This is a genomic window from Enterocloster lavalensis, assembly GCF_046603895.1.
GTDB lineage: Bacteria > Bacillota > Clostridia > Lachnospirales > Lachnospiraceae > Enterocloster > Enterocloster lavalensis.
Map to the genome: position 1 here is coordinate 6235810 of NZ_CP176637.1, position 24286 is coordinate 6260095.

20 protein-coding genes and 1 tRNA gene are annotated in these 24286 nt (G+C 57.3%); 14 read left to right on the plus strand and 7 right to left on the minus strand.

Annotation, left to right across the window (positions count from 1 at the left end):
* The first annotated feature begins 61 nt into the window (after positions 1-61).
* From ACK2JC_RS28015 to ACK2JC_RS28040, 6 genes are all read left to right on the plus strand, one after another.
* Complete coding sequence (locus ACK2JC_RS28015) at positions 62-1720, plus strand: Na/Pi cotransporter family protein (RefSeq protein ID WP_368271267.1); 1659 nt, start codon at positions 62-64, stop codon at positions 1718-1720.
* Positions 1721-1846: 126 nt separating this feature from the next.
* Positions 1847-3814: a fructose-1,6-bisphosphatase gene (locus ACK2JC_RS28020; protein ID WP_092360700.1), complete on the plus strand. Its 1968-nt coding sequence runs from the start codon at positions 1847-1849 to the stop codon at positions 3812-3814.
* 176 nt (positions 3815-3990) lie between these two features.
* Entirely contained in the window at positions 3991-4854 is an 864-nt protein-coding gene (locus ACK2JC_RS28025) for a transporter substrate-binding domain-containing protein (protein ID WP_024734668.1), read from the plus strand.
* 182 nt (positions 4855-5036) lie between these two features.
* Entirely contained in the window at positions 5037-5717 is a 681-nt protein-coding gene (locus tag ACK2JC_RS28030; protein WP_007711200.1) for an amino acid ABC transporter permease, read from the plus strand.
* A complete protein-coding gene (locus ACK2JC_RS28035) occupies positions 5707-6438 on the plus strand; it encodes an amino acid ABC transporter ATP-binding protein (RefSeq protein WP_107435368.1) in 732 nt (243 codons plus the stop codon). The genes ACK2JC_RS28030 and ACK2JC_RS28035 overlap by 11 nt, the downstream gene beginning before the upstream one ends.
* Positions 6439-6709: 271 nt before the next feature.
* Positions 6710-6780, plus strand: a tRNA-Gly gene (locus ACK2JC_RS28040).
* Between the two features lie 138 nt (positions 6781-6918).
* Here ACK2JC_RS28040 and ACK2JC_RS28045 read toward each other — a convergent pair.
* Positions 6919-7236 (minus strand): hypothetical protein, encoded by a 318-nt coding sequence (locus ACK2JC_RS28045; RefSeq protein WP_368271266.1) that lies wholly within the window; start codon positions 7234-7236, stop codon positions 6919-6921.
* Positions 7237-7381: 145 nt separating this feature from the next.
* On the opposite strand from ACK2JC_RS28045, the gene ACK2JC_RS28050 reads away from it, so the two are divergent.
* Positions 7382-7684, plus strand: a complete 303-nt coding sequence (locus tag ACK2JC_RS28050) for a DUF3837 family protein (RefSeq protein ID WP_320937208.1) — start codon at positions 7382-7384, stop codon at positions 7682-7684.
* Between the two features lie 25 nt (positions 7685-7709).
* Here ACK2JC_RS28050 and ACK2JC_RS28055 read toward each other — a convergent pair whose 3' ends face one another.
* From ACK2JC_RS28055 to ACK2JC_RS28070, 4 genes are all read right to left on the minus strand, one after another.
* A complete protein-coding gene (locus tag ACK2JC_RS28055) occupies positions 7710-7856 on the minus strand; it encodes a hypothetical protein (RefSeq protein WP_166434529.1) in 147 nt (48 codons plus the stop codon).
* A 184-nt stretch (positions 7857-8040) separates the two neighbouring features.
* Positions 8041-8664, minus strand: coding sequence for an undecaprenyl diphosphate synthase family protein (locus tag ACK2JC_RS28060; protein WP_092360695.1), 624 nt, complete (start codon positions 8662-8664; stop codon positions 8041-8043).
* A gap of 156 nt (positions 8665-8820) precedes the next feature.
* A complete protein-coding gene (locus ACK2JC_RS28065; protein WP_320937207.1) occupies positions 8821-9837 on the minus strand; it encodes a hypothetical protein in 1017 nt (338 codons plus the stop codon).
* Positions 9838-9943: 106 nt separating this feature from the next.
* Positions 9944-11143, minus strand: a complete 1200-nt coding sequence (locus tag ACK2JC_RS28070) for a coenzyme F420-0:L-glutamate ligase (protein WP_092360693.1) — start codon at positions 11141-11143, stop codon at positions 9944-9946.
* A gap of 378 nt (positions 11144-11521) precedes the next feature.
* Here ACK2JC_RS28070 and ACK2JC_RS28075 point away from each other — a divergent pair, with 378 nt between their 5' ends.
* From ACK2JC_RS28075 to ACK2JC_RS28105, 7 genes are all read left to right on the plus strand, one after another.
* Complete coding sequence (locus ACK2JC_RS28075) at positions 11522-13441, plus strand: DNA gyrase subunit B (RefSeq protein WP_333684110.1); 1920 nt, start codon at positions 11522-11524, stop codon at positions 13439-13441.
* Between the two features lie 120 nt (positions 13442-13561).
* Positions 13562-15796, plus strand: a complete 2235-nt coding sequence (locus ACK2JC_RS28080; protein ID WP_320937206.1) for a DNA topoisomerase (ATP-hydrolyzing) — start codon at positions 13562-13564, stop codon at positions 15794-15796.
* A 416-nt stretch (positions 15797-16212) separates the two neighbouring features.
* Positions 16213-16935: a purine-nucleoside phosphorylase gene (gene deoD / locus ACK2JC_RS28085; RefSeq protein ID WP_320937205.1), complete on the plus strand. Its 723-nt coding sequence runs from the start codon at positions 16213-16215 to the stop codon at positions 16933-16935.
* 202 nt (positions 16936-17137) lie between these two features.
* Positions 17138-18223 (plus strand): aspartate-semialdehyde dehydrogenase, encoded by a 1086-nt coding sequence (gene asd / locus ACK2JC_RS28090; RefSeq protein WP_368270688.1) that lies wholly within the window; start codon positions 17138-17140, stop codon positions 18221-18223.
* Positions 18224-18289: 66 nt separating this feature from the next.
* Entirely contained in the window at positions 18290-19348 is a 1059-nt protein-coding gene (locus ACK2JC_RS28095; protein ID WP_320937203.1) for an aldose epimerase family protein, read from the plus strand.
* Between the two features lie 173 nt (positions 19349-19521).
* Positions 19522-21648: a DNA topoisomerase gene (locus ACK2JC_RS28100; protein WP_368270685.1), complete on the plus strand. Its 2127-nt coding sequence runs from the start codon at positions 19522-19524 to the stop codon at positions 21646-21648.
* Between the two features lie 50 nt (positions 21649-21698).
* Positions 21699-22448, plus strand: coding sequence for a UDP-N-acetylglucosamine pyrophosphorylase (locus ACK2JC_RS28105; protein ID WP_092360686.1), 750 nt, complete (start codon positions 21699-21701; stop codon positions 22446-22448).
* A gap of 148 nt (positions 22449-22596) precedes the next feature.
* Here the strand turns inward: ACK2JC_RS28105 and upp are convergent, their stop codons facing one another.
* Both upp and ACK2JC_RS28115 read right to left on the minus strand, forming a co-directional pair.
* Complete coding sequence (gene upp / locus ACK2JC_RS28110; RefSeq protein ID WP_024734660.1) at positions 22597-23226, minus strand: uracil phosphoribosyltransferase; 630 nt, start codon at positions 23224-23226, stop codon at positions 22597-22599.
* Positions 23227-23293: 67 nt separating this feature from the next.
* Positions 23294-24121, minus strand: coding sequence for a hypothetical protein (locus ACK2JC_RS28115; RefSeq protein WP_092360685.1), 828 nt, complete (start codon positions 24119-24121; stop codon positions 23294-23296).
* Between the last annotated feature and the right edge of the window lie 165 nt (positions 24122-24286).

Below are 24286 nucleotides of genomic sequence, written 5' to 3' on the forward strand. Positions count from 1 at the left end.
TATTTTTGAATGCAATAGTCCGTTAACACAGCCTCTTCAAAAAACACAAGGGAGAAATAAGATGGGAATTGAAGTGATTCTGAGCCTGCTGGGCGGCCTGGCGCTGTTCATGTACGGCATGCAGATGATGAGCAACAATCTGGAAGCGGTGGCAGGCAACCGGATGAAACAGATTTTGGAGCGCCTGACCGCCAACCGTTTTCTGGGCGTGCTGGTGGGAGCGGGCATCACGGCCCTGATCCAGTCCTCCTCCGCAACCACAGTGATGACGGTGGGATTTGTAAACTCCGGACTGATGACCTTAAAGCAGGCCGTGTGGATCATTATGGGCGCCAATGTGGGTACCACCATCACGGGCCAGCTGATCGCCCTGGATATCGGGGCACTGGCGCCGTTAATCGCCTTTGTGGGCGTGATGCTGCTGATTTTTGTGAAGAGCAAGAAGGTGCAGCACGTGGGTGGAATCGTGGCCGGAATCGGCGTGCTGTTCATCGGAATGGGGATGATGAGCGACGCCATGGTGCCGCTGCGGGACAACGAAGCCTTCATCCATCTGATGACCAAGTTCTCCAACCCGGTGATCGGAATCCTGGCGGGCGCGGTGTTTACGGCCATTATCCAGTCCTCCTCCGCCTCTGTGGGTATTTTACAGGCCCTGGCCATGGGCGGGGTAATCGGACTGCACAGCGCGGTGTTCGTGCTGTTCGGCCAGAACATCGGAACCTGTATCACAGCGCTTTTGGCCTCCGTGGGAACGAACCGCAACGCCAAGCGGACCACCATGATCCACCTGATGTTCAACGTCATCGGCACGGTGCTGTTCGTCTCCCTCTGTCTGGTGACGCCGTTCACGGACTGGATGATCGCGCTGACCCCGGATAACCCGGTGGCCCAGATCGCCAACGTGCACACGGTGTTCAACCTGACTACCACATTGCTGCTGTTGCCATTCGGCAGCCTGCTGGTGAAGCTGGCTGTGAAGCTGCTTCCCGACCGGGAAACCCAGGTTATGGATGCGGATCAGTGGTTTGAGGGCCTGATGGCCTCCAAGCATGTGCTGGGCGTCTCCACCCTGGCCATCGCCCAGATAAGCGGGGACATCCGCCAGATGCTGGAGACCGCCGCCCACAACGTGGGAGACAGCTTCCAGGCGGTGGAGGGCAGGCAGAGCGGCATCGAGAAGATCGAGGCCCGGGAGGACGAGCTGGATCTCTGGAATGTGCGGCTGTCCCAGAAGATTTCCAAGGTGCTGGTGCTGGATCAGACGCCTCGGGATATTCTGACCCTCAACAACATGTTCTCCATCATCGGCAACATCGAGCGGATCGGCGACCACGCAATGAACCTGGCGGAGTACGCCCAGACCATCAAGGAAAAGAATCTGGGCTTCTCGGACACGGCCAGGGACGAGATAAAAACCATGGAAGGGATCTGCGGGGAAGCCATGGATATTTTGCTGGCCGCTTCCCGCGGGGAACATATTGACCTCGCCCGGGCGGAGGAGCTGGAGCAGACCATGGACGACACCACCGTGCAGTTCCGGCAGAACCAGATCGCCCGCATGCGGGTGGGACACTGCAATGTGGAGTCCTCCATTCTCTATTCGGAAATGCTCACCGACTACGAGCGTATCGGCGACCATGTGCTCAACATCGCCCAGGCCTTCGCAGCCATCGAGGGCGCTCCGGTGGAGGAGACGGCCGCAGCCGCGCAGGCATAAAAACAGAATATTTGAGCTCCAGGCCCTTTTTGTACACGGAAAAGGACTTGGAGCTTTTTGCATCCCTGTGTTATAGTAGATTTACAGTGAGTATTGAATGGACAGTAAAAAACAGGGAGGAACGAAATGCGGGATTTGGAAACAAGGTATCTGGAACGGCTGGCGGAGCTTTATCCCACCATCGCGGCCGCGTCCACGGAGGTCATCAACCTGGAGGCAATTCTGAACCTGCCCAAGGGCACGGAGCATTTTCTCACGGACATTCACGGGGAGTATGAGGCCTTTGCCCATGTGCTGAAAAACGGCTCCGGCGCGGTGCGGCGCAAGGTGGCCGACGTGTTCGGCAACACGCTGAGCAACCGCGACAAACAGTCTCTGGCCACGCTGATCTACTACCCAAGGGAGAAGATGGCCCAGATTTTAAAGACTGCGAAGAACCCGGAGGACTGGTACAAGATCACTCTTTACCGGCTGATTGAGATCAGCAAACGGGCTTCCAGCAAATACACCCGCTCCAAGGTGCGGAAGGCCCTGCCGCCTGAGTTTGCCTACGTGATCGAGGAGCTGATCACCGAGAAAGTGGATGTCAGGGACAAGGAATCCTACTACAACGCCATCGTGAACACCATCATCCGGGTGGACCGGGCCAGGGAGTGTATTATCGCCATGTGCGAGCTGATCCAGCGCCTGACCGTGGACCATCTGCACATTCTGGGGGATATCTACGACCGGGGGCCGGGCCCCCACATCATTATGGATAAGCTGATGACCTACCACTCCATCGACATCCAGTGGGGGAATCACGATATCCTCTGGATGGGAGCCGCCGCCGGCCAGCGCGGGTGTATCGCCAATGTGATCCGCATCTGCGCCCGGTACGGCAATCTGGATATCCTGGAGGACGGCTACGGGATCAATCTGCTGCCCCTGGCCACCTTTGCCCTGGATACCTACGGGGACGATCCCTGCGCCTGTTTCATATTAAAGGGCGCGGGTGCTGCGGAGGGAGGCGAGGCGGAGCTGAACATGCGCATGCACAAGGCCATTTCCGTGATCCAGTTCAAGGTGGAAGGGCAGCTGATCCGGCGGTACCCGGAGTTCGGCCTGGAATCCCGCATGCTTCTGCACCACATCGATTTTGAACGGGGGGTGTTGGAGTTAGATGGGAAGGAGTATCCGATGCTGGACTGCAATTTCCCGACCGTGGACCCGGCTGATCCCTACCGGCTAAGCGACCAGGAGCAGGAGATTATGGACCGGCTGGAGCGGGCGTTCTGCAACTGTGAGAAGCTACAGCAGCACATGCGTTTTCTGCTGGCAAAGGGCAGCCTTTACAAAGTGTACAACGGAAATCTGCTGTACCACGGCTGCATTCCCTTAAACGAGGACGGGACCTTCCGGAACGTGACGCTCTGGGGCAGAACCTACTGCGGAAAGGAACTATACGAGGTCTTGGACAGCTATGTGCGCAAGGGTTTTGTGGCGGTGGACGAGGCGGAGCGGGAGCGGGGCCGCGTCACCATGTGGTATATCTGGCTCCATGAGAATTCCCCGCTGTTCGGCAAAGACAAGATGGCCACCTTTGAGCGGTATTTCCTGTCCGACCCGGAGACCCACCGGGAGCGAAAAAATCCCTACTACCGGCTTTTGGAGGACGAACAGGTGGCGGACCGCATCCTGGCGGAGTTTGGGCTGCCCTCCCAGGGGAGCCACATTGTCAACGGCCATGTGCCAGTCCGGCAGGGAAGCGGGGAGAGCCCGGTGAAGTGCGGGGGGAAGGTCCTGGTCATCGACGGCGGTTTTTCCAAGGCCTACCAGGGAGAGACGGGCATCGCCGGTTACACGCTGATCTACAACTCCTACGGCCTGATCCTGGCGGCCCACGAGCCCTTTGAGTCCACGGAGGCGGCCATCGAGAAGGAGAGCGATATCCACTCCGACAGCATCGTGGTCAAGCGCGTGGCCGAGCGCAAGCTGGTGGGTGACACGGACGTCGGACGGGAGATCAAAGAGAAAATACAGGATTTGGAAAAGCTGCTGGGCGCATACCGGTCCGGCGCCATCGTAGAACGTTTTCCAATAAAAGGGAAATAACAGAAGTTTCCAGAACTGTCACAATTTTTATGTTGTTGCCTCCACAACTACTTGACTTTAGCTTGATGCTGTGCTATAGTGTAGCAAGTGATTGCGAGGCAGCAACACGATGTCAAGGGGGACGTTAAGTTTATTAAGTCACCCCTATTTTTTATGTTCAGAGGAGGATAAGAATTATGAAAAAGTTCATGGCATTATCACTGGCGGCGATGACGGCATTGGCTCTGGCGGGCTGCGGCTCCGGCACAAGCGCTACCACGGCTGCGGCTACGGAGGCTGCCACAGAGGCGAAGGATACCACGGCGGCGGATACCACGGCAGCGGACACGGCAGCGGCGGACACCACCGCGGCTGAGAAGACGGCTTCCGACAAGACTTACATTATTAACACGGATACAACCTTTGCCCCCTTTGAGTTTGAGAATGAAAAGGGCGATCTGGTGGGAATCGATATGGATATCTTAAAAGCGGTTGCTGAGGATCAGGGCTTTTCCTATGAGGTAGTTCCGGTGGGCTTCTCCGCAGCCACCACGGCTCTGGAGGCGGGCGAGTGCGACGGCGTGATCGCCGGAATGTCCATTACCGACCAGCGCAAGGAAAAATATGATTTCTCCGATCCCTACTTTGATTCCGGCGTAGGTATGGCGGTGCTGGCGGATTCCGACATCGACTCCTACGAAAAGCTGAACGGACAGAATGTGGCTGCCAAGATCGGCACCGAGGGCTGCAAGTTTGCAGAGTCCATCGCAGACAAGTACGGCTTCACCGTAACCCAGTACGAGGACTCCGCCACCATGTACCAGGCGGTTCTGGCCGGGGAGGCAGTGGCCTGCTTCGAGGACTACCCGGTAGTAGGTTACGAGATCAGCCGCGGGCTGGGACTGAAGCTTCTTCCCACCATTGAGGCCGGTAACTCCTACGGTTTCGCAACCATGAAGGGCGAGAACCCCGAGCTGGTGGAGATGTTCAACAAGGGTCTTGCCAACATTAAGGCGAACGGCAAGTATCAGGAGATCCTGGACACCTATATTGCGAAATAATATAACAAAAGAACAAACTGTGCGGCGGCGCTCCACCACAAGGTCAAAGCGCCGCCAGGTCAAAACCCCGCAGCGAGCTACGGGGTATTTTGCCCGCGAAGGAGCCGCCCGGCGTCTATGCCCTCATGGATCGTTACGGTGCGCGGCCCTGGCGAGAATAATGATTAGGTTGGGATGAGCGTATGCAGGTTATTAATGTTTTAGTTCAGTATTATCCGTTGTTTTTCCAGGCTCTGGGTGTGACCCTCAAGATGACCGTGGTATCCTTGATCGCCGCGACGGTTCTCGGTACCATTTTCGGCCTTTTTAAAGTGTCCGGAATGGGGATTCTCAAGGTGATTGCGGATATCTATATCGATATTATCCGCGGAACGCCCCTGATGGTGCAGGTATTCATCATCTACTACGGCCTTGGTTCCGTCTTAAAACCCTACGGCTTCTCCTGGAACGCCATCGGCGGGGCTTCCACCGCGGGTATGGTGGCCCTGAGCTTAAACGCGGGCGCCTACATGGCGGAGATTATCCGCGGCGGCATTGAGGCGGTGGATAAGGGACAGATGGAGGCGGCGCGCAGCCTGGGGCTTCCCTACGGCAAAGCCATGCGCAAGATCATACTGCCTCAGGCGTTCAGAACCATGATGCCCTCTATTATCAACCAGTTTATCATTACGCTCAAGGATACCTCCCTCGTGTCCGTGATCGGCCCCAGGGAGCTGACCCAGAACGGCAAGATCATAGCGGCCAACTCGGCCTCCCTGGTGATGCCCATCTGGCTTTCCGTTGCCCTGTTTTATCTGGTGGTGTGCACCATTCTGTCCAGAGTGGCAAAGATCGTAGAGAGGAAGGTGTCCTATGGAAAGTAAAATCGTTGTCCGGAATCTGAAGAAAAGCTTTGGCAGGCTGGAGGTCCTTAAGGATATCAGCGTGGAGATTGCCGAGGGAGAGGTGGTCTGCATGATCGGTCCCTCCGGCTCGGGAAAGAGCACGTTTCTGCGCTGTCTGAACCGGCTTGAGAGCATCACCGCCGGGGATGTGGTGGTGGACGGACATCCCATGAACGATCCCAATACCAACCTCAACAAGGTGCGGGAGAACATCGGCATGGTGTTCCAGCATTTCAACCTGTTCCCCCATCTGACGGTGCGGGAGAACGTCACCCTGGCCCCGGTGGAGTTGAAGATCCTGGATAAGGAAACGGCCAACCGGAGAGCGGAGGAGCTGCTGGCGCGGGTGGGCCTGGCCGACAAGGCGGACGTGTACCCGGGACAGCTCTCCGGCGGGCAGAAGCAGCGCGTGGCCATCGCCAGGTCCCTGGCAATGAACCCGGATATTATGCTCTTTGACGAGCCCACCTCGGCTCTGGACCCCGAGATGGTGGGGGAGGTGCTGGAGGTTATGAAGCAGCTGGCCGCTGATGGGATGACCATGGTGGTGGTGACCCACGAGATGGGGTTTGCCAGGGAAGTGGCGGACCGGGTGATTTTTATGGACGAGGGATACATTGTGGAGCAGGGAACGCCCCAGGAGGTGTTCGGAAATCCCAAGGAAGAGCGGACCAGAAGCTTTTTGGATAAGGTGCTGTGATTCCCGGCGCGGGGAAGCGCCGCCCTGGTTGCTGGCGGAATGTAACAGTTCAGACGGCTCATCTTCTTGACCGGAAAAGAACGGTCAAGAAGCATCGGATGTCCATCCGATGTGAAAATTGACACGAAAATCCGCTTACAAGCGAGCTTGACGCGGCCTATCGCGCCAATTTTCCCGCCGTCTGAACTGTTACGCCGGAATAAATATACCGGAATAAATTGTAAAAAACCTCTTGATTAATTTTAAAAATATGATATAATATCAGTGTTGTGCAGATGTAGTTCATCGGTAGAATATCAGCTTCCCAAGCTGAGGAGGCGGGTTCGATTCCCGTCATCTGCTTAGACGCGGCCCCTGAGTTTCAGGGGCTTTTTTAATACGCGGCCACTGTCTCAGGGGTTAACGCCCGCAGGTTGTGCCGGGCAGTTTATATGATCCCAAAAAGAAAGAGTCCGGCAAAGCCGGGCTCTTGGGCCGGAATCAGTTGAACAGAGCTTCCACCAGGAGTTCGATCATGGACTGATGGGTGAAGATGTGCAGTTCGTTGCTTCCCACGCAGCGGACGGATGTCTTTAACAAATCTTCCTTGGGAGTGGAGGCGTCGAAAATGGTGACCAGGTTGGCGCTGGACTCCACGATGGCGTCCAGGCAGCCTGCCCGCTCGATGAGGGCGGCGATGTGGGAGTCGTTCAGCTTCAGGCGGATCTCCAGATCCGGGGTGCCGGACAGCTTCTTGTAGTCTGCCTGGTCAAAGGAATATTTTGTTTTAAGTTTACTTAATAAAGTTTCTAGTTCCATACCATTCTCCTTTTGTCGAAAATCAGTTAATAATATATGGCAAAATGGAAAATTTTTCAAGTGAAAAAATAGACAAAATTAAAAGCTCCCCCTTCCCGCGGGAAAAACGCGGTGAAAGCGGAGCTGGAAAACGGAGGGTATACAGATGGTCTATGAATTGACGCTCACATCGGTGCAGCTGAAAACCGGAATTTTTAATCCCCCGGCCAAGCTGATCAACAACAAAGAGCTGACCTGTGCGGCGGGAATGGCTTACCGGAAGGCCGGGCTCCCCATGCCTGCGGTGGAGGTGGGGGAAAACATCGACGTGTTTCGGAAACGCTGCCTGGAGGAATGTGGGGAGATCGATGAGAATCTCCACTATGTTTTGGCGGGCTACACGGCTCCGCCGGACGAGGCGGTCACCGAGGACGCGTTGATCACGCTGAAGCTGGGCTACGAGGCGTGAGGCGTCCCGCCGGAGGGAGCGCCGCTCACATTTCCAGAGTCACCAGAGTCCACCGCTCGTTCTGACGCATGATAAAACAGGGGCGTCCCACCTTGCGGCGGTAGTAGAATTCCGCCAGAGACTGGATTTGTTTGTATTTCATCAGGTTGGTACAGAACGGGTGAATATTCATGATATGGGATCTCCTTTCCGATGGCTTGTATTATATATTTATGCGGCCCGGGAGGAAATTATGAACGTGAAAACGCCGGAAGCTTCTGCATGTGATTTGTGCAGGCTTCCGGCGTTTTTCTTATTGAATGCAATGGTCCTCTGGCGCAGCCTGCGGGTGGTTGCTGGGGGCCACCGCCCCGGCCTCATCCCCCCAGCGTCACGTCCTGCCCGGAGTACCACTCCAGGGCCTGGGTGATGTGGTCGGGGGTGAAGTCCGGCCAGTAATCGTCCACCACGTAAAAATCCGCGTACACGGACTGGACCGGCAGAAAGCCGGAGAGGCGGCGGCGTCCGCCCCAGCGGATGATCAGGTCGATGCGGGAGACGTCCTCCGTTTTGAGGCAGGGCCCCACGGCGCCTTTCTGAAATCCCAGATCCCACTCCCAGCTGTAATTGACCAGAAAATTGATTTTCATGCCTCCGGAGCCGAAGTCGTGGCGCCGGGTGTAGGGCAGGAGCTCGGGCGGGAACATGGGGGACTCGGTGTTTCCCAGCACCAGCAGGCTGGCGTCCTCCCGGGAGATGGCCTCCACGGCGTCCACGCAGGCCGCGGTGAAGGCGTGCCTCTGGGTTCTGGCCCGCTTGGTGTTGTCCACGGTAAAGCCGTAGAAGGACATCTCACGGATTCCCAGATCCCGGCAGGTGCGGTAGAGGGAGAGCCCGGGGGAGATGCCGTGCCGGTAGCCGTCCTGCTTCTCCATGCCATTTTGAACCGCCCAGCGGCGGTTGCCGTCGGGAATGATGCCGATGTGTTGCGGTATTCTCATAATAATCCTCCGTTTGCGTCCGCTGGCATCGGGACGCTTCATTTGATCCATAAAATACAGCGGGCCGCGGTCACGGCTGCAGGCGATTGCGTCATACAGCCGTTTCGTTGCCCGCCGTTTGGAAATTTAAGGATATTATGGACCGCTTTGGCGGGATTATTCAGTTCGGATGGTATTTTCCGGCGTGCCGGCGTGAAGCCGCAGGGTAGCCTCAGTGCTGCGGGCTTCCGGCTCGGTCGTGTAGAGAAAGAGGCGAAACTGCTTTTTGTCCTTCATCGTCAGCGTGAGCACAAAGCAGTTCCCGTAATCCGCCGGATCCGGTTCCAGGCTCACCTGGGCCACCTCGGTCAGTGGATAGAAATACCAAACCACGGTGCGGCGGCGTCCGGCTTGCTCATTGAGCATCAGACAGCGGCGTCCCACAAACTGGGTGAAGGAGGAGTAGATGGGGTGCTTCCAGTCCTCCAGAATCTGCCGCTTTAGGTCCTCAAAAGGTCCGAAGGCGGCGATTCGCCTGCCGATTTTCGTATGTCTCTGGATCAGACTGAAGCCGGGCAGCACCAATATCCAGAACAGCATGACCACAAGAAAGGCCAGGTAGACCGCGTATTTCAGCCAGATTGGCCGGGTATGGGGGCTCATGCGGAAAAAATGGATCTCAAGCGCCTCCTGATCCTCCGGCGGCACGTTTCGCAGAAAGGAATCCGTCAGCTCGCGGCTGAATTTCTCCACATTCACGTACTCGGTTGTGACCGGCTCCTCCGACGGCCCGGCTAAAACCACCAGGGTATCCCTTGCGCCGCTTTCACCGGGGAAATACCGGTAGTAGAGCTGATAGACCCTGTCGTTGGACGAGGTGCCCGCCGGGCCAACGGCCCCGCCGATGGAGATCAGGGTAGTGGAGCTGGTGGTCACCGTGACGGTCTCCCCGAAGGTCTCAAGCTCCCCGGCCTCCATCAGCGCTGTTTTCCCACGGCTGTTGTCAAATACCGCTATCTGCTCCGGGCCGTCCGCGTGATAGTAGGGCATCACCACGGACCAGTCCGTGCGCAGCATGACAAACAGCACAAGCCCGGCCATAAAACCCAGGCTGAAAATCAAAAAGGTGGGGATGATCCCCACCTCCGTGCGCGCTGCCGCTGTGACAGGATCGCCTTTGATCAATGTTTTCATAACTCAATTCCTCCAAAAGACAGTCAGGAGTGGAATTGCGGCAGCCCGGGCAACCGCCTTCCGGCCGGAACAGCCGGCCGGGAAGCGGTTAAACTGCCGCGCGGTATTACTTCGTGTAATTGTCGAAATAGCCCTGAACGTAGATCACGGGGGTGCCCTTGTCGCCGGAGCCGGAGGTCAGGTCGCAGAGGGAACCGATCAGGTCGGTCAGGCGGCGGGGCGTGGTGCCCTGGGAAACCATGCTGCCTACCAGGTTGGCATCCTTGGTGCGGATGCGCTCGGAGATGGCTTCCTTCAGCGCGTCGCCGCTTAAATCCGCAAAATCGTTGTCCGCCAGGTATTTTAACTTGATCTCATTGGGCTGGCCCTCCAGTCCGGAGGTGTAGGCGGGGGATACCACCGGGTCCGCCAGCTCCCAGATCTTTCCAACCGGATCCTTGAAAGCGCCGTCGCCGTAGACCATGACTTCCACATGTCTGCCGGTGCGCTCCAGCATCATGTTCTGGATGCGGTCCACGAAAGGCTGGCAGTCTCTGGGGAACAGCTTTACGCTGTCCTCTGTGGCCTTGTTGGAGCCGAGCAGGCCGTAATTTTCATTGAAGCCGCTTCCGTCCACGGACTGGGTGAGAATCTCGTCCAGGCAGACCACCTTCTTCGCGCCGGCGGCCAGCAGGCGGCGTTTGTTTCTGGCACGGGTATGGATGTCACAGCAGATCACCTGATCGGCGTAATCAAGGATGCTGCGGCAGTCGTTGGCCAGAATGATCTCCACCTCGGCGCCCTCTGCGGTTACCAGCTCCTTGTAGTACTCTACGTAATCCACTCCGGTGAAGGGGTGTTTGGTGTAGCCGAACAGCTGGCGGTATTTCTCCTCGGACAGCACGTCGGTCCAGGGATTCACGCCCTTGGCGTCCAGCTCGTCCTCGTCGATCAGGTGGTTGCCGACCTCATCGGCAGGGAAGGAGAGCATGAGCACCATTTTCTTCACGCCCTTGGCGATGCCCTTTAAGCAGATGGAAAAGCGGTTGCGGCTTAAAATCGGGAAAATTACACCTACGGTTGCATCGCCGAATTTCTCTTTCACGTCCGCAGCGATCTGATCCGTTGTGGCGTAGTTGCCCTGGGCTCTGGCCACCACCGCCTCGGTCACGGCGATCACGTCATGGTCCAGGATGGGGAAGCCGTAGTCCTTACCTGCGGCCGCAGCCAGGACGGAGTCCACCACGATCTGTGGCAGATCGTCACCCTGACGGATGATGGGGCAGCGGATGCCTCGGGATATTGTGCCTACTAAACGTTCTTCCATAATAAAACACTCCTTTACATTTATGGTTCATTTGCAAAATTCTTCTATCAGAACACGCAACTTCTATTATAAGAGAAAACTTCGCAATATACAAATAGATTTTGTAAAGAATTTATAAGATATGGGCGTAAAATGTTTCCCGCGGGCCGCAAAAGCGGGCATGGCCGGGCTCCAGGCGAAATTTGCCTTGCAAAAAGGCGGTTGTGTTGTGTATAATATGCACGACGGGCATATGAAGCGGACATTATCAGGCACAGGTTTCCGGGCGGACGAGGGCAAAGGTTACCTGTGTCTGATAATGTCTGTCAAAACGCGGGCGCCGAGGCTGGCGCTTTTGCCCGCCGACATCAGAACATATCATTGGAGGGAACATTCATCATGGCAAATCAAACATACAATGCCGAGAGCATCACCGTGCTGGAGGGGCTGGAGGCAGTCCGCAAGCGACCGGGCATGTACATCGGCAGCGTGGGAACCAAGGGCTTAAACCACCTGATCTACGAGATCGTGGACAACGCGGTGGACGAGCATCTGGCCGGCTTCTGCAGCAAGGTGTGGGTGACCCTGGAGGCGGACGGCTCCTGCACGGTTCGGGACAACGGCCGCGGTATCCCGGTGGAACTGCATAAAAAGGGCGTTTCCGCGGAGCGGGTGGTGCTTGCCACCCTGCACGCAGGCGGAAAATTCGACAATGAGGCGTACAAGACCAGCGGCGGCCTGCACGGCGTGGGCTCCTCGGTGGTCAACGCGCTCTCCAGCCACATGGACGTGAAGGTGTACCGGGACGGCTGCATCTACCACGACGCCTACGAGAAGGGACTGCCGGTGATTCCGCTGGAAAACGGACTGCTGCCGGTGATCGGCAAGACCCGGGAGACGGGCACCCAGATCAATTTTCTGCCGGACGACGAGATCTTTGAGCGCACCCGCTTCAAGGCCGACTGGCTCAAGAGCCGTCTGCATGAAACCGCCTACTTAAACCCCAACCTGATGATTTTCTACGCCAACAAGCGGTCCGGGGAGTCTGAGCAGATCACCTACCACGAGCCGGAGGGCATCGTGTCCTACGTGAAGGAATTGAACACAGGCAAAACTGCGGTCCACGATCCCATCTATTTCAAGGGTACGGTGGACAAGGTGGAAGTGGAGGTGGCCCTGCAGTTTGTGGACACCTTTGAGGAAAATATTCTTGGCTTCTGCAACAACATTTTCACCCAGGAGGGCGGCACCCACTTGGCCGGCTTCAAGACGAAGTTCACGGCCATGATCAACAGCTATGCCAGGGAGCTTGGCATTTTAAAGGAAAAGGACGCCAACTTTACCGGAGCCGACACCCGCAACGGCATGACCGCCGTGGTGGCCGTCAAGCATCCGGATCCCATATTTGAAGGCCAGACCAAGACCAAGCTGGCCAGCGCAGACGCCACCAAGGCCGTGTTCGCCGTGGCCGGGGACGAGCTGCAGCGGTATTTCGACCGCAACCTGGAGGTTTTAAAGGGCGTGATCGGCTGCGCCGAGAAGTCGGCCAAGATCCGCCGGGCCGAGGAGAAGGCCAAGACCAACATGCTGACCAGGTCCAAATTCTCCTTTGACAGCAACGGCAAGCTTGCCAACTGCGAGAGCCGCGACGCTGAGAAGTGCGAGATCTTCATCGTGGAGGGAGATTCCGCCGGCGGCTCCGCCAAGACCGCGAGAAACCGCATGTACCAGGCCATTCTGCCCATCCGCGGAAAGATCCTCAACGTGGAGAAGGCTTCCATGGACAAAGTGCTGGCAAACGCGGAGATCAAGACCATGATTAACGCCTTCGGCTGCGGCTTTTCCGAGGGTTACGGAAATGATTTTGACATCACAAAGCTGCGCTACAACAAGATCATACTGATGACGGATGCCGACGTGGACGGAAGCCATATCGACACCCTGCTTTTGACGTTTTTGTACCGCTTTATGCCGGAACTGATCTACGACGGCCACGTGTACATCGCCATGCCGCCTCTGTTTAAGGTGATCCCCAAGAAGGGGGAAGAGCAGTACCTCTACGACGAGAAGGAGCTGGAGCGCTACCGCAGAACCCACACCGGGTATTTCACCCTTCAGCGATACAAAGGTCTGGGCGAGATGGACGCCGGACAGCTGTGGGAGACGACCCTGGACCCGGAGCGCCGGGTGCTCAAGCAGGTGGAGATCGAGGACGCCAGAATGGCCTCTGAGATCACGGAGATGCTCATGGGCAGCGAGGTTGCGCCCAGGAGAGAGTTTATCTACGAGCACGCCGACGAGGCGGAGATCGACGCCTAGTCTGCGGGAGGCGGGCGCGTCCGCCGGCGGAGCAGAAGGCCGGTGACGGCGCAGGAGCCGATGATGGCCGCGCGTGGCGTAAACATTTGAGAATGAACAAACCAGGAGATTGTGAGCGATATGGCAGAAAAGATACTGAAAACCGAATACAGCGAGGAAATGCAGCGCAGCTACATGAACTATTCCATGAGCGTTATCACGGCGAGGGCCATCCCGGACGCCCGGGACGGCTTAAAGCCGGTGCAGCGCCGGGTCCTCTACGATATGAGCGAGCTGCGCTTAAACCACGATAAGCCCCACCGGAAGTCGGCGCGTATCGTGGGCGATACCATGGGTAAATACCACCCCCACGGCGACAGCTCCATCTACGAAACCCTGGTGGTGTTGAGCCAGGAATTCAAGAAGGGCATGACCCTGGTGGACGGACACGGGAACTTCGGCTCCATCGAGGGGGATGGGGCGGCCGCCATGCGATACACCGAGGCAAGGCTGGAAAAGTTTGCGGAGGAGGTCTACTTAAAGGACCTGGACAAGACCGTGAATTTTGTGCCCAACTATGATGAGACGGAGAAGGAGCCGGAGGTGCTGCCCGTGCGGGTGCCCAACCTGCTGATCAACGGCGCGGAGGGTATTGCCGTGGGCATGAGCACCAGCATCCCGCCCCACAACCTGGGCGAGGTGGTGGACGCGGTGGACGCATACATCGACGACCCGGACATCAGCACACAGAAGCTGATGGAACTCATGCCCGGGCCGGATTTTCCCACCGGCGGCATTATCGCCAACAAGAGCGATTTGCCGGCCATCTATGAGACCGGCTGCGGCAAGATCAAGCTGCGGGGTAAAATGGAGGTGGAGCTGGGCAAGCGCAAGGCCGACAAGGACAAACTGGTGATCACCGAGATCCCCTACACCATGATCGGAGCGGGCATCAACAAGTTTCTGATGGACGTTGCCGACCTGGTGGAGAGCAAGAAGCTCACCGATGTGGTGGACATTTCCAACCAGTCCAATAAAGAGGGCATCCGCATCGTGCTGGAGCTGCGCAAGGACGCGGACATTGAGAAAATCCGCAACATTCTCTATAAAAAGACGAAGCTGGAGGACACCTTCGGCGTGAACATGCTGGCCATCGCCGGCGGCCGCCCCGAAACCTTAAGCCTGCGCGGCATCCTGAAGAATTTCCTGGATTTCCAGTACCAGAACACGGAGAAAAAATACCAGGTTCTGCTGCAGAAGGAGCGGGAGCGGCAGGAGGTCCAGGAGGGACTGATCGCGGCCTGCGACTGCATCGATCTGATCATCGCCGTGCTCAGAGGGTCAAAGAACTTAAAGGACGCCCGGGCCTGCCTGACCACGGGGGACATCTCCAATATCAAGTTTAAGACGCCCGGCTTTGAGGCGGACGCAAAGAAGCTGCATTTCACCGAGCGGCAGGCCTCCGCGATTCTGGAGATGCGCCTGTACAAGCTGATCGGCCTGGAAATTCTGGCCCTGGAAAAGGAACACAAGGAGACGCTGCGCAAGATCGCGCGCTACGAAAAAATCCTTGGCAGCCGCGCCACCATGAACCAGGTGATCAAGGACGATCTGGAAGCCATCAAAAAGGAGTTCGCCCTGCCCAGGAAAACCCAGATCGAGGACGGGCCGGAGGCGGTCTACGACGAGACCGCGGTGCAGGTGCAGGAGGTGGTCTTCGTCATGGACCGGTTCGGATACTGCAAGCTGTTAGACAAGGCTACCTACGAGCGCAACCGGGAGACGGTGGACACGGAGCAGGTTCACGTGGTGCGCTGTCTGAATACGGACAAGATTCTGCTGTTCACGGACACGGGCAACCTGCATCAGCTGAAGGTGATGGACGTGCCGGCCGGAAAGCTGCGGGACAAGGGCACGCCCATCGACAATCTGAGCAAATTTGACGGAGGGAAGGAGACCATTGTCTATCTGGCTGGCTCCCGGGAGCTCAAGGGTAAGATTCTGGTGTTTGCCACCAAGACGGCCATGGTGAAGCAGGTACCGGCGGAGGAGTTTGAGACCAATAACCGCACAGTGGCTGCCACCAAGCTTCAGGACGGGGATGCGCTGGTGTCCGTTACCCCGGTGGAGGGGCAGACCGAGGTGGTGCTCAGGACAAGCAACGGCGTGTTCCTGCGCTTTATGCTGGAGGAGATTTCCGTGATGAAGAAAAATGCCCGTGGCGTCCGCGGTATCAAGCTGGCCCGGGGCGAGGAACTGGAGGCGCTCTACCTGCTGGGCGAGGACCCGGTTGTGGACTACAAGGGCAAGGAGGTCCACATGAACCGCCTGAAGCTGGCCAAACGGGACGGCAAAGGCAGCAAGGTGAGACTGTAAGGGGCTGTTCAAAGCAGGCCGGATATGGTACAATAATGTGAGCAATGGTAATTGTTCAGTAGGTCTGCGCACTTGCTGCGCTGACCGTATGAAAACCTAAGCTTGCAGGCAAAAATCCCATCGACGAAGTCGATTTTAAATGGATTTTTGCCCGTATCTGTGAAGGTACTGAACAGATACGAGCAATGGTAACTGTTCAGTAGGTCTGCGCACTTGCTGCGCTGACCGTATGAAAACCTAAGCTTGCAGGCAAAAATCCCATCGACGAAGTCGATTTTAAATGGATTTTTTCCCGTATCTGTGAAGGTACTGAACAGATACGAGCAATGTAACTACTGTCAATAACCGCTGCAGATGTGGCGGCGCGGGGTCTGCCGTCGGCAGGCCCCGTTGTGCAATAGAAAGGAGAATTCACTATGGCAACATCCAACACACCCACACCGCACATTGAGGCCAGGGAGGGCGAGATCGCCCGGACCATTCTGCTGCCCGGAGACCCGCTGCGGGCCAAGTATATTGCGGACAACTTTATGGAGGACGTGAAGCAGTTTAACGGCACCCGGAACATGCTGGGCTACACGGGGACCTATCAGGGACGCCCGGTGTCCGTCATGGGAACCGGGATGGGCTGTCCGTCCATCGGAATCTATTCCTACGAGCTGATCCATTTCTACGGTTGCAAAAACCTGATCCGCGTGGGGACGGCGGGGGCGCTTTTGGAATCCGTTCACGTGCGGGACCTGGTATTTGCCATGGGAGCCTGCACCACCAGCAATTTTGTGCGCCTGATGGGGCTGCCCGGGGACTACGCGCCGGTCTGCAGCTTTGAGCTGCTTGAGAAGGCCGTGGCCGCGGCACGGGAGAAGGGCCTGAACTTCCACGTGGGTAATGTGCTCAGCTCTGACATGTTCTACGCGCCGGAAAAACAGGTTAAGGGTGGCATGACATGGGCCGACATGGGCGTGCTGGCCGTGGAGATGGAGGCGGCCGCCCTGTACGCCAACGCGGCCGCCGCAGGGGCCAACGCGCTGACGATCCTGACCATATCGGACTCCATGGTCACAGGGGAGGCCACGGGCGCCCAGGAGCGGCAGACCTCCTTCACCCAGATGATGGAGGTGGCGCTGTCCCTGGCATAGGGCGCGTTTCGGCACGAAAAAATGCCGGTTTCACAAACAAAAAAACGGGACTGTTTGTGTGACACGTACAAATGTATTTTTCTCGCGAATAAACCTTGATTTTTTCCTGACTTTGGTATAGGATAGGGAAAGATTCGCCGCTGTACCGCAGAAAAGCGGATGTCCCGGCGGAACAAAATAGGACGATGAGGAGAATGATGTTATGGAAAAGAAGTTAAAGGTCGGCGTTTTAGGCGCAACGGGCATGGTAGGCCAGCGCTTTATTTCCCTGTTGGAGAATCATCCCTGGTTCGAGGTAGTAACTGTGGCTGCCAGCCCCCGTTCCGCCGGAAAAACCTACGAGGAAGCGGTGGGAGGACGCTGGAAGATGTCCGCCCCCATGCCCGAGGCGGTGAAGCAGATGGTGGTGATGAACGTAAACGAGGTGGAGAAGGTGGCCGCGGGCGTGGACTTCGTGTTCAGCGCGGTGGATATGACCAAGGACGAGATCAAGGCCATCGAGGAAGCCTACGCCAGGACGGAGACGCCGGTGGTTTCCAACAACAGCGCTCACCGCTGGACTTCCGACGTGCCCATGGTGGTGCCGGAGATCAACCCCGAACACTTTGAGGTGATCCGCTACCAGAGAGAGCGGCTTGGCACAAAGCGCGGATTTATCGCGGTGAAGCCCAACTGCTCCATCCAGAGCTACGCCCCGGTGTTGACCGCCTGGAAGGAATTCGAACCCTACGAGGTGGTGGCAACTACATATCAGGCGATTTCCGGAGCCGGAAAGACCTTTAAGGACTGGCCGGAGATGGTGGAGAACATCATTCCCTACATCGGCGGCGAGGAGGAGAAGAGCGAGCAGGAACCCTTGCGGCTGTGGGGCAAGGTGGAGGACGGCCGGATCGTCAAGGCCGAGAGCCCGGTGATCACCTGCCAGTGCATCCGCGTGCCCGTGCTGGACGGCCACACGGCGGCCGTGTTCGTGAAGTTTAGAAAGAAGCCCACCAAGGAACAGCTGATCGAAAAGCTGGTGAGCTTTAAGGGCCTTCCCCAGGAGCTTGAGCTGCCCAGCGCGCCGAAGCAGTTTATCCAGTATCTGGAAGAAGATAATCGTCCCCAGGTCTCCCTGGACGTGAATTTTGAGCGGGGTATGGGTATTTCCGTGGGCCGTCTGAGAGAGGATACGGTTTACGATTTCAAGTTCGTGGGACTGTCCCACAATACGCTGCGCGGCGCTGCGGGAGGCGCTCTGCTCTGTGCGGAGCTGCTCACCGCAAAGGGGTACATCCAGGCTAAGTAAATACGCAGCCGCCCCTCTTTGAGGGCGCGGATCAGAGAGAATATCGGAGAAGGAGCGTTTACCGCTATGGCAATTTTAAAGGAATTATTCGGGAATATGCCCGATAAAACGGAAGTGTACAAGTATACTTTGACCAACGGTCACGGGGTTTCGGCATCCTTTATCACCCTGGGCGCGGTGTGGGTTTCCATGCTGGTGCCCGGCCGGGACGGACAGATGGCGGACGTGGTGCTGGGCTATGACGATCTGGACAGCTACCTTAAAAATCCGCCCCATTTCGGAGCGCCCATCGGCCGCAACGCCAACCGCATCGGCGGAGCGGTGATCACCATCGACGGGAAGGATTATCCTCTGGAGGCCAACAACGGCCCCAACAATCTTCACAGCGGCCCGGATTTCTACCACAGCCGCCTGTGGGACTGTCAGGCGTCTGAGACGGTCGAGGGGAGCCGCCTGGACTTTTCTCTGGAAAGCCCGGACGGGGACCAGGGATACCCGGGAAACGCCAGGATCACGGTGAGCTACCTCCTGACGGAGGACGACAGTTTGAAGCTGGAGTACCGCATGGTCAGCGACGCGGACACGGTGGCCAATTTTACCAACCACAGCTACTTCAACCTTGCGGGGCACGGCCGCCCGGACATTTTAAAGCAGCAGGTCTGGATTAACGCCTCCCACTACACCCCGGCGGACGAGGTTTCCATTCCCACCGGAGAGATCGCGCCGGTGGCCGGAACGCCCATGGACTTCACGGAGATGAAGGAGATCGGAAGGGACATCGGCGAGCCCTTTGAGGCGTTGGTGCTGGGAAAGGGTTATGACCACAACTGGGTTCTGGACCACCCGGAGGGGGAACTGTCCCTGGCCGCGAAGGCCTATGACCCGGAGAGCGGCCGGATGATGGAGGTCTACACGGATCTGCCGGGAATGCAGTTCTACACGGCCAACTTCCTCACGGACGAGCTGCCCGGAAAGGGCGGCGCGGTCTACGGTTACCGCCATGCGTACTGTTTTGAGACGCAGTATTATCCGGATGCGGTGCACAAGCCCCAGTTTCCGTCCCCGCTGCTGAAAGCGGGCGATACCTGCCACACGGTGACGGTATATAAATTTACCATAGAATAACGTTCGGGAAAGGTCCCGCCTGCGCGGCTTAAAAGCCGCGGGGCGGGACCTTTGCGCCGTGGTTCAGACAATCGTAAAACAATTTTTCGTTGTCAGCCGGGAGGTTTGATGGTATACTGATAGATACGTGTCCGGCCTTCGGGGGCCGGAACCTGCAGAAAATGAGGGATTCGATGTCAAAAGCATTATACATAGCGGAAAAACCCAGCGTAGCCCAGCAGTTTGCGGAAGCCCTAAAGATCCGCGGACGGCGGGGCGACGGCTATATTGAGTCGGAGGAGGCCATCGTCACCTGGTGCGTGGGCCACTTGGTAACCATGAGTTACCCGGAGGCCTATGATCCCAAGTACAAGCGGTGGAGCATCGGCACGCTGCCGTTTTTGCCCAGGGAATTCAAGTATGAGGTGATCGGAAACGTCTCCAAACAGTTTCAGATCGTCAAAGGGTTATTAAACCGGCCGGATGTGGATACAATCTATGTATGTACGGACTCCGGGCGGGAGGGAGAATACATCTACCGGCTGGTGGCCCAGTTAGCCGGGGTAAAGGATAAGAAACAGAAGCGGGTGTGGATCGACTCCCAGACCGAGGAGGAGATTCTGCGGGGAATCCGGGAGGCAAAGGACGAGGCAGAGTACGACAACCTGTCCGCCTCCGCCTATCTGCGGGCCAAGGAGGACTACCTGATGGGGATCAATTTCTCACGGGCCCTCACCCTGAAATACGGCCCGGTTATGGCCAATTATTTGCGGGAGCGCTACACCGTGCTGTCCGTGGGCCGGGTGATGACCTGCGTGCTGGGCATGGTGGTGCGGCGGGAGCGGGAGATTCGCGATTTCGTGAAAACGCCGTTTTACCGGGTGATCGGAGCCTTTGAGGCCCCCGCCCAGCCGGAGCCGGTGCCCTTTGAGGCGGAGTGGAAGGCGGTGGAGGGATCAGCCTACTTCGGCACGCCCTTCCTCTACAAGGAGAACGGCTTCAAGGAGCGGAAAACCGCTGAGGAGCTGATCGCCAAACTGAGAGCCAACCCGCCCATGACAGCCGCGGTGGCCGCCAAGGAGAAAAAGAAGGAAAACAAGAACCCGCCCCTGCTCTACAACCTGGCGGAGCTGCAGAACGACTGCTCCAAGATGTTCAAGATTAGCCCGGACGAGGCTTTGAAGGTGGTTCAGGAGCTCTACGAGCGCAAGATGGTGACCTACCCCAGAACCGACGCCAGGGTGCTATCCACGGCCGTGGCCAAGGAGATCCACAAGAACATCGGGGGCCTGAAAAATTACGGACCCATGGCGGAATACGCGGCCGAGATACTGGCTTCGGGCAGCTATAAGGGCATCGCAAAGACCCGCTATGTCAACGATAAACAGATCACGGACCATTATGCCATCGTGCCCACCGGGCAGGGACTCGGCAATTTGAGAAGTCTGCCGCCGCTGTCGGAGAAGGTCTATCAGGTGATCTGCCGCCGCTTTTTGAGTATCTTTTACCCTGCGGCCATTTACCAGAAGTACAGCCTGGAGCTGGAGCGGGAGAAGGAGCATTTCTTCGCCAACTTTAAGGTTTTAGACCAGCCCGGATATCTGAAGGTGGCGGATGTGAATCTGGCCAAAAAGTCCGCCGTGGAGGAGACTCTGGCCGAGGAGCCTCCGGCAGGAGAGAAGGATAGCGGGGAGGGCGGGGGAGAACCCGGCGGACCGGCCGTAGGTAACGCGCCCAAAAAGGCGGTCAGCCAGGAAGCGCTGCTTCAGATGCTTGCGAAATTGAAAAAAGGTGATATACTAACCTTGGCGGATTTGTTCATCAAAGAGGGCGAGACCTCGCCGCCCAAGCGCTACACCTCCGGTTCCATGATTCTGGCCATGGAGAACGCGGGCCAGCTGATCGAGGACGAGGAGCTGCGGGCCCAGATCAAGGGCAGCGGCATCGGCACCAGCGCTACCAGGGCGGAGATTTTGAAAAAGCTGTTCAACATCAACTACCTGTCCCTGAACAAGAAAACCCAGGTAATCACGCCCGCGCTGCTGGGCGAGATGGTTTTCGACGTGGTGGACAATTCCATCCGCCAGCTGCTGAACCCGGATTTGACGGCCAGCTGGGAGAAGGGCCTGACCTACGTGGCGGAGGGGACCATCACCCCGGACGAGTACATGCAGAAGCTGGAACGCTTTGTGGCGGGGCGAACCGTCAATGTGATCCGGATGGATAATCAGTACCATATGCGTCAGTTTTTTGACCGGGCGGCGGCCTACTACAATCCCAAAGCCGGAAAGTCCAGGACAAGTACCTCAAAACAGGAATAACAGCGGCGCGGTTATCCGCCCGCCAGTATTTATAAAAAAGGAGAACCATCATGAAATTAGAAGAGATGAAGATTACAGAGCTGTTTGATACCAGCCACACCATTGCGGCCCGTCTGTTTGAGGGCAAAACCTATCCGTGGGAAGTTCTGGCCGACTTAGGCAGCTTTATCGAGCAGCTGGGCGCCACCCTGCCGGAGAAGGAGTACCGCAAGATCGGAAAGAATATCTGGGTACACAGAACCGCCAGAATGGCTCCCACCATCGCGCTGGGCGGACCGGCCATCATCTGCGCCGGAGCCGACATCCGTCAGGCGGCGTTCCTGCGCGGCCGCATCATCGTGGGCGAGCGCTGCGTTGTGGGCAACTCCTGCGAGTTAAAGAACGTGATTCTCTTTGACGGCGTTCAGGTTCCCCACTACAACTACGTGGGCGACTCCATTCTGGGCTACAAGGCTCACATGGGAGCCGGTTCCATCACGTCCAACGTGAAGTCCGACAAGACCCTGGTGATGGTTCACGCCGAGGAAGGCGACCAGGAGACCGGCTTGAAGAAGTTCGGCGCCATGCTGGGCGACGGCGTGGAGGTGGGCTGCAACAGCGTGCTCAATCCCGGCACCGTGATCGGCCGCAACACCAATGTATATCCCTTATCCAGCGTGCGCGGCTGCGTTCCGGCGAATTCCATTTATAAGGCCAAGGACGACATCGTGACCAAGGAAGTGCGCGAGGTGGAGGAAGCTCCTGCTCCGGAGATTCCGGAGGCTGAGAAGGGCAAGAAGGGCTTAAAGGTTGTAAAGTAAAATGTGATAAAATCCCCCGGGAGCGGCCGTGTCAGGCGGTTCCCGGGGGATTTTGACTTGTATATAAGTTTGCCGGATAAAGCGGGCCGCGGGTACATCCCGCGGCCCGATGGCTGTATGCCCGGCTTTTGACAGCCTGGGCTTCAATTTATTTCGTGCCGAAAATGCGGTCGCCGGCATCGCCCAGACCAGGGCAGATGTAAGCGTTCTCGTTCAGGCAGCGGTCCAGATGGCCGATGTAAATCTGCACGTCCGGATGAGCCTCGTGGAGCCGTTTTAAGCCTTCGGGAGCAGCGATGATGGACATGAACTTGATCCGCTTACCGCCGTGCTCCTTGATGAAATCCACGGCAGCCACGCCGGACCCGCCCGTAGCCAGCATGGGATCGGTGACGATGATGGTGCGCTGCTCGATGGGATTGGGAAGCTTGCAGTAATACTCGTGGGGCTCGTGGGTTACCTCATCGCGGTAAAGTCCGATGTGTCCGACCTTGGCGCTGGGAACCAGGGCCAGGATACCGTTCACCATGCCCAGGCCTGCGCGGAGGATGGGCACCACGGCAAGCTTGCGGCCGGCGATCATGGGAGTCTCACAGGTCTCAATGGGGGTTTCCACGGTTACGTCCTCCACCGGGAGATCGCGCAGGGCCTCGTAGCCCATCAGCATGGCGATCTCCTCGATCAGGGCGCGGAACTCGTTGGTGCCGGTGTTCTTGTTGCGCAGAATGGAAATCTTGTGCTGGATTAACGGGTGGTCAAAGATCATTACGTTTTCCATGATAATAACTGCTCCTTTGTCTGTTAGAATTATAACTATTATAGCTCAGGCATAATCAGATGGCAACCTATTTGGTGGAAGGATCAAAGGTTACAATGACATAATCGCCCAGGGCGTGGGGAACCGGGAGAGAAAAGCAGACGGTTCCGCGCTTTTCATAGCTGAAGGACTCCGGCCACTTGTCCGCCGAGGCCAGGGGGAAGTCCGCGTTGTTGAAGATTTCGGTCAGCTGTTCCAGGGTCAGGGTGCTGCGGTACTCCAGCACCGCCTTGGCCTCCTCGGCCGACAGCCCGGCGAACTCCACGTCGTCGCTAAGCACGTAACCCGCCATGGTGTAGGCGTCGGTGAAATCACTGAAGCCCAGATCCAGCGCCTGGCTCAAATTCACGGTGTTGGCGTAAAACACGTTCACGGGGTGGGCCGCTCCCTCCGCCGAATAGGTTCCGGTGTAGGTGGCGGTCAGACGCTTGCGGTCTACTGAGATAACCTCGCACTTGACGGACAGAGCATCCTTGCTCTCGTCCACACCCACGGCCTTGATATAGGAGAGGGCGTTGTTTTTGAGAAGCTCGTTGACCTTGGCCTGCATATTGGCATCGTCCATCTTATCCACGACCGGATATTGGATCGACACCTTGCCGTTTGTGTAGGTCTCCAGGGTGGCCGTCACGCTGGTGGCGGTTCCCGCGTCGTCGGGCGCTTTTTCCGCCGCAGTGGGGGCCTCGGTGGTGACCGCCTGGGTGGTGGGAGCCATGGTCTCAGTGGGGGCTTCCGTGTGAATGGTGGAGATATCCAGCTTGTCCGGGGTTTTCTGCAAGGTCAGGCCGATGGCCACGCCTCCGATGACAATGGCAGCCGCAGCTGCTCCGATCAAAACTTTCTGGGGTGTATTCATATGTAATCCTCCTTTTCTTTCGCAGGGCCTGACGCGTACGGCGCAGGGTTTGACTCTATTATTCTATAGTATATTAAACATTCATGGACGGATTTTGAAGAAAAACTTACAAATTCTCTAAGATGTTTTGCCGTCCCCTGTAAGATGATATCATTGTTCCGCCGG

Excerpts from the sequence above, each read along its gene's own strand:
- ACK2JC_RS28015 (WP_368271267.1), top strand. The coding sequence starts at position 62 with ATGGGAATTGAAGTGATTCTGAGCCTGCTGGGCGGCCTGGCGCTGTTC.
- ACK2JC_RS28020 (WP_092360700.1), top strand. The coding sequence starts at position 1,847 with ATGCGGGATTTGGAAACAAGGTATCTGGAACGGCTGGCGGAGCTTTAT.
- ACK2JC_RS28025 (WP_024734668.1), top strand. The coding sequence starts at position 3,991 with ATGAAAAAGTTCATGGCATTATCACTGGCGGCGATGACGGCATTGGCT.
- ACK2JC_RS28030 (WP_007711200.1), top strand. The coding sequence starts at position 5,037 with ATGCAGGTTATTAATGTTTTAGTTCAGTATTATCCGTTGTTTTTCCAG.
- ACK2JC_RS28035 (WP_107435368.1), top strand. The coding sequence starts at position 5,707 with ATGGAAAGTAAAATCGTTGTCCGGAATCTGAAGAAAAGCTTTGGCAGG.
- ACK2JC_RS28045 (WP_368271266.1), bottom strand. The coding sequence starts at position 7,236 with ATGGAACTAGAAACTTTATTAAGTAAACTTAAAACAAAATATTCCTTT.
- ACK2JC_RS28050 (WP_320937208.1), top strand. The coding sequence starts at position 7,382 with ATGGTCTATGAATTGACGCTCACATCGGTGCAGCTGAAAACCGGAATT.
- ACK2JC_RS28055 (WP_166434529.1), bottom strand. The coding sequence starts at position 7,856 with ATGAATATTCACCCGTTCTGTACCAACCTGATGAAATACAAACAAATC.
- ACK2JC_RS28060 (WP_092360695.1), bottom strand. The coding sequence starts at position 8,664 with ATGAGAATACCGCAACACATCGGCATCATTCCCGACGGCAACCGCCGC.
- ACK2JC_RS28065 (WP_320937207.1), bottom strand. The coding sequence starts at position 9,837 with ATGAAAACATTGATCAAAGGCGATCCTGTCACAGCGGCAGCGCGCACG.
- ACK2JC_RS28070 (WP_092360693.1), bottom strand. The coding sequence starts at position 11,143 with ATGGAAGAACGTTTAGTAGGCACAATATCCCGAGGCATCCGCTGCCCC.
- ACK2JC_RS28075 (WP_333684110.1), top strand. The coding sequence starts at position 11,522 with ATGGCAAATCAAACATACAATGCCGAGAGCATCACCGTGCTGGAGGGG.
- ACK2JC_RS28080 (WP_320937206.1), top strand. The coding sequence starts at position 13,562 with ATGGCAGAAAAGATACTGAAAACCGAATACAGCGAGGAAATGCAGCGC.
- deoD (WP_320937205.1), top strand. The coding sequence starts at position 16,213 with ATGGCAACATCCAACACACCCACACCGCACATTGAGGCCAGGGAGGGC.
- asd (WP_368270688.1), top strand. The coding sequence starts at position 17,138 with ATGGAAAAGAAGTTAAAGGTCGGCGTTTTAGGCGCAACGGGCATGGTA.
- ACK2JC_RS28095 (WP_320937203.1), top strand. The coding sequence starts at position 18,290 with ATGGCAATTTTAAAGGAATTATTCGGGAATATGCCCGATAAAACGGAA.
- ACK2JC_RS28100 (WP_368270685.1), top strand. The coding sequence starts at position 19,522 with ATGTCAAAAGCATTATACATAGCGGAAAAACCCAGCGTAGCCCAGCAG.
- ACK2JC_RS28105 (WP_092360686.1), top strand. The coding sequence starts at position 21,699 with ATGAAATTAGAAGAGATGAAGATTACAGAGCTGTTTGATACCAGCCAC.
- upp (WP_024734660.1), bottom strand. The coding sequence starts at position 23,226 with ATGGAAAACGTAATGATCTTTGACCACCCGTTAATCCAGCACAAGATT.
- ACK2JC_RS28115 (WP_092360685.1), bottom strand. The coding sequence starts at position 24,121 with ATGAATACACCCCAGAAAGTTTTGATCGGAGCAGCTGCGGCTGCCATT.